Below are 10,369 nucleotides of genomic sequence, written 5' to 3'. Positions count from 1 at the left end.
AAGAGTATTTTGATTATCATCTTAAAGAAACAGAATGGCGTTGGATGAGGGAGCCTAATGAGCTAGCAACAGAGTTGTGGGACCTCATTAGGTAAAACTAAGTGCAAATCTGCTAGTCTAGAGCCTTTATATAAACAAAATTTTAAGTTCTGCAGAATTGAAAATTTATGAGAAAAGGCTGATGATTTTCTGGTTATTTTAGGAATTATTTGTATTGTTTTTTTAAATGGATTGAATGAACGAGAAGGTGGGGGGTTGGCATCTTTTCTTTTTTCAAGATGGATGATGCCTCATCCATCTTCTAACTTAAAATTCTGTTGATTTTTGCTTTCGATATTTGTGGTCAATGACTGCCCATAAATAAAAGGCTACAGAGACAATAAGCGCATAAGCAAAATATTCAGGTCTTAAATTTCCTTGTATTAAGCCTTGAATAAGTAGTGTCAGCATGAGAGCAATAGTGGTGCTTGTATAGGTCACCATGTTCTTATTTGCCTTCAGAGCGTTAATGAAGAATTGCTTTTTGAAATGTACTGATAACATCTCCACCCCTCCTTGTTGTTGTTTAGCCAAAACCCATGATTTTGGTCAGGTTTGAACTACTGTTGTACTTCGAAACTAGAAGTATTTCAATAGCAAATGTCATTATTTTGTCATAAAACTATGTTAGATCATCGTATAAGAATAATCATTTTATTCATATACTAAATATTATGAATCTAAAGGTGTTGACTGGTGAGTAAAATGGTCGATGCATAATATCTATGTATGAATAAGCAATATATATACCAACACGGGTATATCGGCTTTATGACACGAAACCGCCTAGCTTACAGTCTGAATCGGGCTTAATCATGGAGTTTGTGTACGGTGTATTTTGCAGAAAGTATTTGTATTTTAACTATTATTATATTTTGTAGCCAAAGGGCTGGATTTTTTTCTCATCATGAAAATAAAACTTTATTAAAAAAGTTCAATGACTTAGGGTTATTGCGCTGTAGTAGGACAAATAAAAGTCAGTTTGGGTAAAACTCGACAATTATTGGTCGCAGGTAAAATCGTCATTCGGGTAAAACTCCGATTTTAGACAAGTCAAAAAAGGTTATTTTTTAACTTTATCAATTACAGCAGCAATAATCAGCACAATCACAGAAGGGATCAGCCATGCTAAATTTTGTTGAGCAAGTGGTAGATTGGCAATAAAGCTTGGAAGTGCATCTTCGAAACCAGCCACTTTTAAACCATCAAAAATACCGAAAATAAACGCACATGCGGTAACAGAAGCAATAACTCGTGATGGTGAAATAAACCATTTAGAGCAGAAGCTCAGTAGGATAACTGCAATCGCAGGTGGATAAATCGCACTTAAAACAGGCACTGAAACTGCAATGAGTTTGGTTAAACCTAAGTTTGAAATCAGCAGTGAGAAACCAACTAAAATGAACACAAAAACTTTGTATGGAATTTTAGTCAATTCTGAGAAATATTCAGCACATGCGCAGGTCAAGCCAATCGCGGTCACCATACATGCAACAAAGATCATTGCAGATAGGAAATAAGCGCCCATATCACCAAAAGCATGTTGTACATATGCATGCAGGATCACTGCACCATTTGTTGCATTTGGAGCAATATCATGGCTGCCCATACCGAGTTTGAACAAGCTGATATAAACCAGTGTAAGTCCAATACCAGAAATAATACTGGCAATGACAGCATACTTAGTGACGAGCTTACTATCCGTTACACCGCGTGAAGTAATGGCTTTTACGATCACGATACCAAAAACTAAAGCGCCTAAAGTATCCATGGTTAAATAACCATTGACCACACCTTCTGAAACTGGTGCAGCCACGTAATTACCAATAGCAGGTGGAATCACACCGGCAGGGATAAAGAACGCAGAGATACCCAGTACAATGAGACCTAAGATCTTGAGTGGTGAAAGGAAATAACCCACAGTATCCAAAATTTTGTTTGGATAAAGTGAAACAATGGTCACTAATGCAAAATAAATCACGCTATAAATTAGCAGACTGTTTGCGCCGTTACCAAAATAAGAAGAGAAACCAATTTCATAAGAAACGGTAGCTGTACGAGGTGTTGCAAATAAAGGTCCAACAGCTAAGTAACACGCGACAGTAAGGATAATGCTGGCTGCTTTACCCAAAGGTGAACTTAAAACTTGAATAGAACCTTCAACACGCGACAAAGCAATAATCGTGATGACAGGTAGACCAACTGCGGTGATTAAGAAACCAAATGCAGCTAACCAAACATGTTCACCCGCTTGCTGTGCGACAATTGGTGGGAAAATAATGTTGCCTGCACCAATAAACAGTGCGAAGGTCATAAAACCTAAGGCAACAATATCCCGTGTACGAAGACTTGTCATAAAGGGGAGATGAACTGTGAAAAAAGGCAATTTTAGTGCAATTAAGCTCGTTTTTGGAGCAAAATTTATAAATCGTATAGATAGTTTTTATAATACGAATCATGAATATATTGACAGATAAAATAATGTTTTATTTATATTTATGATAAATAAAAGAAATTTATTGTATATAAATTTTTTATAGAAATATGTTTAGCGATTAAGATTTATCAGATATAAATCAATTGTTCTAATTTTCAGCACTAAATAGGATGCTATAAGCCGAATAAATGCAGAAATATTGGCTGAATAAAACAAAAAAAATCTAAAAGGTCTATAATTCGGTGTATTCAAATTTGAGGATATTCAGATGAAAGCTTCCAAAATCACGATTAAAACCGAGCAAGATATTGAAAAATTACGCATTTCAGGTCGTTTAGCTGCTCAGGTTTTAGAGATGATCGGGGAGTATGTCAAGCCGGGCGTGACCACTGAATATCTAGACGATATCTGTAATGATTTTATCGTCAACACACTTAAAGTGATTCCTGCCAACGTTGGCTACTATGGCTATACCAAAACCACCTGTATTTCACCGAATGAAGTGGTTTGTCATGGTATTCCTTCGAAAGAAACTGTATTGAAAGATGGTGACATTATCAATATTGATGTTGCCATCATTAAAGATGGTTATTTTGGTGATACCAGTCGTATGTACTATGTGGGTGAGGTTTCGCCTGCGGCTAAAAAGTTAGTGGAAACTACCTACGAAGCGATGGTTGCAGGGATTCATGCAGTTAAACCGGGAGCAACTTTGGGGGATGTAGGCTATGCCATTCAACAAGTTGCTCATCGTGAAGGCTACAGCATTGTACGTGAATACTGTGGTCACGGGATTGGTAAAGTTTATCATGAGCAACCAAGCGTTTTACACTATGGTCAACCGGGTCAAGGTGTCATTCTGAAAAAAGGCATGGTCTTTACCATTGAGCCGATGATCAACAGCGGTAAAGCGCGAACTAAAGAATTAAAAGACGGCTGGACAGTGATTACTGCAGACCGTTCTTTATCGGCACAGTGGGAACATATGGTTGTTGTGACCGATAGTGGTTTTGAGTTGCTATCTCCATGGCCAGAAGGTACAGGTGCATATCCTGCAATCTAAGCTAAATCGCGAATTTAATCCTGAATCTGCTGTATCTAAAGGATTGAAGTTAAATTAAATTGTACAAGTGTATATTTTTTGACTTTAGTCTAATAAGTTGTAGTGTGTATGAGCGTTATAGGTTTTAAGACTAAGAGGTTTTCTCTATAGCTTAATTTATAAGGTTTTGCTTATAACTCTGAAAATCAGTTAGAGCTATTAACGATTTAATAAAGATGTATTTTATTTATATAATATGATTACAGATTCTGCTGTAGTTTCTGATTTTACTTAGTTTTTAAGTTTTCGCTTACCCATCACATGGGTAAGCTTTTTTTTGCCTAAAATTTAGCGTGTTCATGTTGGCTGAGTTTTTCAACTAAATAATCAATGAAAACACGTACAGCCGGTAATAAGCCACGACGAGATGGATAAACAGCATGGAAAATACCATGTGCAGCTTTCCATTCAGGTAATACATGAACCAAAGCACCTGATTTCACATGATCGGACACAATACTGTCGGGTAATAACACCACGCCACAATCTTGGCAGGCTAGTGCAGCTAACATCGATAGGTCAGAGCCCATTACCGTTGGGTTGACTTTAATTTTTTTCTGATGATGCTGTGCATCGGTCACAATAATATGTTGATCGAGATGCTCATCCGCCATACTTAAGATTTGATGCTGTGATAAGTCTTCGGGCTGTTTGAGTTCACCAAATTTATTCAGATAGGCCTGACTGGCAAATAAGTGCTGCTCAATCGTTTCAAATTTACGAATGACTAAATTTGGGTCGTCATCTAGATTTGAACGGACACGTAGAGCAAGATCGAAGCCTTCATTAATGATATCTACGCGGCGATTGGTCACCATCATTTGCACTTTAATTTCTGGATATTGTTTTAAAAATTCAGGCAAAATTTTGGTCATTTCATTTTGTGCGATGGAAACCGGTAAGCTGACTTTAATTAAACCGCGCGGCTGTGTGCTGAGATGATCAACCAAATCGTGTGCGGCTTGAGCGGCATTCATCATGACTTGTGCATGACGATAGATGTTCATACCAATATCTGTAACAGCAAAATGCCGTGAGCTACGCTGAATTAGTCGGACACCTAAACGTTCTTCTAAGTTATAGACTCGACGACTCAGTTTTGATTTTGGAATATCTGTTGCACGTTCGGCTGCACTAAAACCACCATGTTCGACCACTTGGGCAAAACAATAAAAATCATCTAGATCACTCAGCACTGTTCTTATTCCATATTTGCAACGATTTAGCTAATTAACTTGAATTGTTTCATGAAGTCAATCACGTTTTGTAGTTTTTCATGTGAGAAAGTTGAGCAAAATTGCCAAGACTAAAGTCGGGTTAACCTTGTAATCGTTTCACATTAGCATGACCAAACAATAAATGTGGTGTATATATCTTTTAAATAACCGAATTTGAAGGATGTGATTTGAGTGTCGTCCTGATATATTCAAATAAAAGACCATTATGAAAGAAATTCGACATTAAAGGACAATGTCATGGAATTAAGACATTTACGTTACTTTGTCGCCGTTGTAGAAGAACAGAGTTTTACGAAGGCTGCTGAAAAGCTATTTATTGCTCAACCTCCTTTAAGTCGTCAAATTCAAAATTTAGAAGAAGAGTTGGGGGCACAGCTTTTTGAGCGTGGCAGCCGTCCTTTGAGAACCACCACCATTGGCCGTTTCTTTTATCAGCAAGCCGTGAAATTACTCTCCAATGCAGAAGAAATTAAGCTCATTACGCAGCGGGCCAGTGCTACTGAACGTACCATTAATATTGGGTATGGCGGTTCCTTACTCTGTGGTTTATTACCTCGAATCGTTTATTTGTTCCGCCAGCAATATCCACACTTAAATGTAAATTTAATTGAACTGAGTGCAGTTGATCAGATTCAGGCATTAAAAGAAGGTCGGGTTGATGCATGTTTTAGCCGAGTTCGTGTGTCGGATCAGGCGGTTAAACGTGTGCTATTGCGTGAAGAGCCTCTGATTGTTGCGGTGCATTCAAGCCATCCTTTATCTTCACAGCAGCAGATTGCATTAAATAATCTCAAAGATGAGCAGATTTTTATCTATCCAGCAACGGATGGTCAAAGTTATGCAACGCTAATCAAGTCGTTGTTTTTAGAATATGGTATGGAGCCGAAACGCTTTAACACTCAAGCAGATTTGCAGCAATCACTAGGCATGGTTGCCGCAGGCGAAGGCATTTGTATTGTTCCTGAATCTGTACAAATTATGCAGTTTAGGCATGTGAATTATGTGAAATTATCGGATAGTGCGGCCATTAGCCAAATTTACTTGATCGTGCGGAATGATGATGAAGGGGAATTGGCGCGTCCTTTATTTGACTGTGTTTACCAAGTGTATGACTTAGAAGCAATTGAATATGATCGTCGAGTTTTCTAACACTTGTTTTAACATTAAAAACAATTTGATTTTGAAATTAATTTTTAAGTTACCTATTAAGTAAAACCATCCTGTATATAAAAAACAGGCTCAATCTTGAAAAGTATTGAGCCTATTTTTTTATTCAGTCTTATTAGAGCGCTTGTTTTAAGAACTTGGTGAGTTCACTGCTGAATTTGACCGGTTCACTGAGCAATGGCGTGTGTCCCGATTTTTTAAAAATAATCTGCTCTGCATTGGCTAGGCTGTCAGCAATAATTTTTTGACCTTGAGCAGGATAGAGGATCGATTTTGCCCCTGTGAAAAAAGTTGTTGGCGCGGTGAGTGCTGCAATGGCTTCACGATAATCTTCAGTATGGTTCAAATAATTTTGAATATACCAATATAAATACGCCACACTTTGTGAGGGTAACATCAGCTTCTGTAAAGTTGGTTGTTGGTATGCAATACGGAAAGCGGATAATGCATAAGGATTGCTATTTTGTAAGTCTATGAACCTTAACCAAGCGTCGACCAGACCTTGACGGTCATGTTTATTCATCTGCTGTGCAAATGGCACAGAGAGGTTGATTGCAAGTACCTTCGAGATGTCTTCTAAAATACTTAAAAACTCAGTGTGACGTTTGCCATATAAACCATATTGCCAATCTGCATCTACTCGTATTTTAGGGGTTTGATCGATGTGTAAATAACGTTTAATTTTTTCAGCAAACTGACCGTATTTTAAACCGTGCATGGTGGTCGTTGCCCCCATGGAGTAGGCAATCACCGTGATTTTATCGTAACCGAGCTGGGAAACTAAGCTGTCAATATCTCGCCAATGGCTTGAAATGATGTCCATATTTGGAATTTGACAAAGTTTAGAGCCGCCAAATCCACGCCAGTCTGGAATGATAAATTTAAAATGCTTTCGGTGTTGATATAGAAAAGGATGCCATTGCCAACTTTGCATGCCCAGCCCCGATAAAACCAGAATGGGTTCTCCTTGACCATATTCACGAACATACAGTTGTTGCTGATCGGGCATTGTATAGTGTGGCATGCGGCTTCCTATTTATTTTTTTGTTTTAGCGATTAAATTTATGCAACTGTGGAATGATGGTTTCGAGCCATTTGATCCAACCGATTTCCAAATCTATCCCAAGCTGTAAAATCATTTTATGAATGTACAAAGTACGGTCTTCATCATGCGCATGTGCAAAGTCTTTTGCAAAAATAGACTGGTACACTTTTAGTTTTTCTTTGTGAATGTCTAGATGGCGCTCTAATTCGGGTAATACGCCATTTGTACCCAGCTGAGCTTCTGCACGTAAACGAACCATCAACTCTTCACGTAATTGAGCCGGAGGGCTTTGCTCAACCATCCAATTGGCTAATTCAACACGTCCAAGCTGTTCAACTTGGTAGGTTTTTTTACGGGTTGTACTGTGCTCATCTTCAATGGTGCTGATCCAGCCTTTTTGCAGCATGCCATTGAGTTCACGGTAGATTTGCTGATGTGTTGCATTCCAAAAAAAGCCCATAGAGCGGTCAAAACGGCGTGCAAGGTCAATTCCTGTACTCGGTTTTTCAAGTAAGCTCGTGAGTAAAACATGGGCTAAAGACATATATGGCTCAGTCAAAATAGTTTTGTACTTTTTATTATGCAACATGTTGCATAAAAATCAAATCTCGCATATAAATTAGTGCAACAAGTTGCAAAAATATTGTATACGTAGATGAAAAGAGAAAGCTCGTATACAAGTGAAGATAAAAATAGCCAGCTTTTCAGCACGCTAAGGAGAAAAAATGTCAAATTATCCAAATTTATTGGCACCACTAGATTTAGGTTTTACAACGCTAAAGAACCGTGTATTGATGGGTTCTATGCATATCGGCCTTGAAGAAGCACCGGGTGGCTATGAACGCATGGCAGCTTTTTACGCTGAGCGTGCGAAAGGTGGTGTAGGTCTGATTGTAACTGGTGGTATTTCTCCCAATGATGATGGTGTGACATTTGCTGGTGGTTCAAAATTAGACTCTTTAGAAGAAGCAGAAAAACATAAAGTGATTACGCAGGCGGTACATGATGCTGGCGGTAAAATTGCGATGCAGATTTTGCATACAGGTCGTTACTCGTATCAGGCCAATAATGTTGCACCTTCATCTATTCAAGCACCAATTAACCCAGTAAAACCGCAAGCTTTAAGCACAGCAGACGTCGAACGCACAATCAATGATTTTGCCAAATGTGCTCAGTTAGCACAGACAGCGGGTTATGATGGTGTAGAGGTCATGGGGTCAGAAGGTTATTTAATTAATGAGTTTATTGCTGCACGTACCAACCACCGTGATGATGAATGGGGTGGCAGTTATGAAAACCGGATTCGTTTTCCAATTGAGATCGTGCGTCGTACGCGTGAATTAGTCGGTGAAAATTTTATTATTATTTACCGTCTTTCTATGTTGGATTTGGTTGAAGGCGGTTCGACTTTCGAAGAAGTTGTGCAACTTGCAAAAGCGATTGAAAAAGCCGGTGCAACCATTATCAATACCGGTATTGGTTGGCACGAAGCACGTATTCCGACCATTGCAACCAAAGTGCCACGTGCTGCATTTACATGGGTGACCAAGAAATTAAAAGGTATAGTGAATGTTCCTTTAATCACCTCAAACCGTATCAATACCCCTGAAATGGCTGAGCACGTACTTGCTTCGGGTGATGCAGATATGGTGTCCATGGCACGTCCAATGCTGGCTGACCCACGTTTTGTGGAAAAAGCAGAACAAGGTCGTAGTGATGAAATTAATACCTGTATTGGTTGTAACCAAGCCTGCCTAGATCATATTTTTTCGATGAAAATTGCAACATGTTTGGTTAACCCTCAAGCTTGCTATGAAACTGAACTGATTTTTAAAGAATCTGCACAGGTGAAAAATATTGCTGTGATTGGTGCGGGACCTGCGGGTTTAAGCTTTGCAACTTATGCTGCAGAGCGTGGTCATAACATAACTATTTTTGAAGCATCGAGCCAAATTGGTGGGCAGTTCAATATCGCGAAAACGATTCCTGGTAAAGAAGAGTTTTATGAAACGCTGCGTTATTTCAAACGCAAAATAGAACTATTGCCTCAGATTAAATTGGTATTGAACCATACAGCAACGTATGAAGAATTAGCTCAGTCTGATTTTGATGACATCGTGGTGGCGACGGGTGTAACACCGCGTCAGTTAGATATAGATGGTATTGATCATCCAAAAGTATTGAGCTATTTACAGGTATTACGTGAACGTCAACCTGTTGGCAAACGTGTAGCAATCATTGGTGCAGGCGGTATTGGTTTCGATACGGCTGAATATTTAACGCATGAAGGTGAAAGCGGTAGCCTCAATCCTGAGAAATTTTATGATGAATGGGGTATTGATACCACTTATGCGCAAGTCGGTGGCTTGAAACATCCAGACGTCGAAGAATCGCCGCGTGAAGTGTATTTATTGCAACGTAAGGCTAAATCGGTTGGTGCTGGCTTAGGTAAAACCACGGGTTGGATTCACCGTACAGGTTTGAAACACCGCGATGTGAAAATGATTGCGGGTGCAAGCTACGACAAAATTGATGATCAAGGTTTGCATATTACCGTTGATGGTCAATCACGTATTTTAGATGTTGATCATGTGGTGATTTGTGCAGGTCAGGAATCCTATACCGCGATGTATGAACAGCTACAAGCAGATGGGAAAAATGTGCATTTGATTGGTGGTGCGAAAGAAGCTGGTGAGTTAGATGCTAAACGTGCCATTCGTCAAGGTGCAGATTTGGCTGCGGTGATTTAATCAGCCTCATACTTAACCACGACAACTACATTCAATTTAATATGCAGTTGTCGTGCTTCCTCTCCATTTTGAGAGGAGTTTGAGGATAGGGAAATGATTCATCAACAAAAAAAGGACATAAACATGACTATTGAAATAACAAAAAAATCTGTTGCACGTTGGCACGAAATGCTCGACACACGGGATATGAATATTTTAAATGAACTCTTGGCAGAGGATGTGGTGTTTCGTTCACCTGTCGCGTTTAACCCATATCCAGGTAAGCCTGTAGTAACTTTTATTTTGACCAATGTGATTCAAATTTTTGAAAATTTTACCTATCACCGTGAGTTTTACTCAGAAGATGGTTTAAATGTGGTGCTTGAGTTTTCTGCCAATGTTGGCGAGAAAAAATTAAAAGGGATCGACATGATTCAGTTTAATGAACAAGGACAGATGATTGATTTTGAAGTCATGCTCCGTCCGAAAAGTGGCTTGGAAGTATTGGCGGCGAAAATGGGTGAGCGCATTATGCAATATCAGCCTTGAATCTGCTGATTTTTAAATGCTCATCACAGAATGATAAAAAGCATGATGGATATTGTCATGCTT

General features: G+C 39.0%; 9 protein-coding genes and 1 pseudogene. 5 read left to right on the top strand and 5 right to left on the bottom strand.

Annotated features, from left to right (window positions below):
- Positions 1–95, top strand: a pseudogene (locus FTU17_RS09160) (IS1595 family transposase); the annotation flags it as partial.
- Between the two features lie 211 nt (positions 96–306).
- On the opposite strand, the gene FTU17_RS09155 reads toward FTU17_RS09160, so the two are convergent.
- Together FTU17_RS09155 and brnQ are read right to left on the bottom strand one after the other, a co-directional pair.
- Positions 307–543, bottom strand: a complete 237-nt coding sequence (locus tag FTU17_RS09155; RefSeq protein ID WP_078188534.1) for a hypothetical protein — start codon at positions 541–543, stop codon at positions 307–309.
- Between the two features lie 559 nt (positions 544–1,102).
- Complete coding sequence (gene brnQ, locus FTU17_RS09150) at positions 1,103–2,395, bottom strand: branched-chain amino acid transport system II carrier protein (RefSeq protein ID WP_180105528.1); 1,293 nt, start codon at positions 2,393–2,395, stop codon at positions 1,103–1,105.
- 349 nt (positions 2,396–2,744) lie between these two features.
- On the opposite strand from brnQ, the gene map reads away from it, so the two are divergent.
- Complete coding sequence (gene map, locus FTU17_RS09145; RefSeq protein ID WP_180118528.1) at positions 2,745–3,539, top strand: type I methionyl aminopeptidase; 795 nt, start codon at positions 2,745–2,747, stop codon at positions 3,537–3,539.
- A gap of 320 nt (positions 3,540–3,859) precedes the next feature.
- Here the strand turns inward: map and FTU17_RS09140 are convergent, their stop codons facing one another.
- Positions 3,860–4,774 carry a LysR substrate-binding domain-containing protein gene (locus tag FTU17_RS09140; protein WP_180011275.1) on the bottom strand — a complete coding sequence of 305 codons (915 nt, stop codon included), beginning with the start codon at positions 4,772–4,774 and terminating at the stop codon, positions 3,860–3,862.
- Positions 4,775–5,053: 279 nt separating this feature from the next.
- Here FTU17_RS09140 and FTU17_RS09135 point away from each other — a divergent pair, with 279 nt between their 5' ends.
- A complete protein-coding gene (locus FTU17_RS09135) occupies positions 5,054–5,965 on the top strand; it encodes a LysR family transcriptional regulator (protein ID WP_078188530.1) in 912 nt (303 codons plus the stop codon).
- A gap of 133 nt (positions 5,966–6,098) precedes the next feature.
- Here the strand turns inward: FTU17_RS09135 and FTU17_RS09130 are convergent, their stop codons facing one another.
- Positions 6,099–7,007 carry an alpha/beta fold hydrolase gene (locus tag FTU17_RS09130; protein WP_180135172.1) on the bottom strand — a complete coding sequence of 303 codons (909 nt, stop codon included), beginning with the start codon at positions 7,005–7,007 and terminating at the stop codon, positions 6,099–6,101.
- A 25-nt stretch (positions 7,008–7,032) separates the two neighbouring features.
- Positions 7,033–7,572, bottom strand: coding sequence for a PadR family transcriptional regulator (locus FTU17_RS09125; RefSeq protein WP_180049622.1), 540 nt, complete (start codon positions 7,570–7,572; stop codon positions 7,033–7,035).
- A gap of 181 nt (positions 7,573–7,753) precedes the next feature.
- Between FTU17_RS09125 and FTU17_RS09120 the strand changes: the two genes are divergently transcribed.
- Together FTU17_RS09120 and FTU17_RS09115 are read left to right on the top strand one after the other, a co-directional pair.
- Positions 7,754–9,778, top strand: coding sequence for an NADPH-dependent 2,4-dienoyl-CoA reductase (locus FTU17_RS09120; protein ID WP_180135170.1), 2,025 nt, complete (start codon positions 7,754–7,756; stop codon positions 9,776–9,778).
- Positions 9,779–9,901: 123 nt separating this feature from the next.
- Positions 9,902–10,306 (top strand): nuclear transport factor 2 family protein, encoded by a 405-nt coding sequence (locus FTU17_RS09115; protein WP_180135168.1) that lies wholly within the window; start codon positions 9,902–9,904, stop codon positions 10,304–10,306.
- The last annotated feature ends 63 nt before the right edge of the window (positions 10,307–10,369 follow it).

Origin of the sequence: Acinetobacter sp. YH12070, from assembly GCF_013419625.1 — a bacterium.
In the GTDB taxonomy this organism is placed as follows: domain Bacteria; phylum Pseudomonadota; class Gammaproteobacteria; order Pseudomonadales; family Moraxellaceae; genus Acinetobacter; species Acinetobacter amyesii.
This window is presented reverse-complemented; position numbering and strand designations above follow the sequence as displayed.

What these genes read in the sequence shown, in the direction of transcription:
- FTU17_RS09125 (WP_180049622.1), bottom strand. Translation starts at nt 7,572, where the DNA reads ATGTCTTTAGCCCATGTTTTACTCACGAGCTTACTTGAAAAACCGAGT.
- FTU17_RS09135 (WP_078188530.1), top strand. Translation starts at nt 5,054, where the DNA reads ATGGAATTAAGACATTTACGTTACTTTGTCGCCGTTGTAGAAGAACAG.
- FTU17_RS09155 (WP_078188534.1), bottom strand. Translation starts at nt 543, where the DNA reads ATGTTATCAGTACATTTCAAAAAGCAATTCTTCATTAACGCTCTGAAG.
- FTU17_RS09115 (WP_180135168.1), top strand. Translation starts at nt 9,902, where the DNA reads ATGACTATTGAAATAACAAAAAAATCTGTTGCACGTTGGCACGAAATG.
- brnQ (WP_180105528.1), bottom strand. Translation starts at nt 2,395, where the DNA reads ATGACAAGTCTTCGTACACGGGATATTGTTGCCTTAGGTTTTATGACC.
- FTU17_RS09130 (WP_180135172.1), bottom strand. Translation starts at nt 7,007, where the DNA reads ATGCCACACTATACAATGCCCGATCAGCAACAACTGTATGTTCGTGAA.
- FTU17_RS09120 (WP_180135170.1), top strand. Translation starts at nt 7,754, where the DNA reads ATGTCAAATTATCCAAATTTATTGGCACCACTAGATTTAGGTTTTACA.
- map (WP_180118528.1), top strand. Translation starts at nt 2,745, where the DNA reads ATGAAAGCTTCCAAAATCACGATTAAAACCGAGCAAGATATTGAAAAA.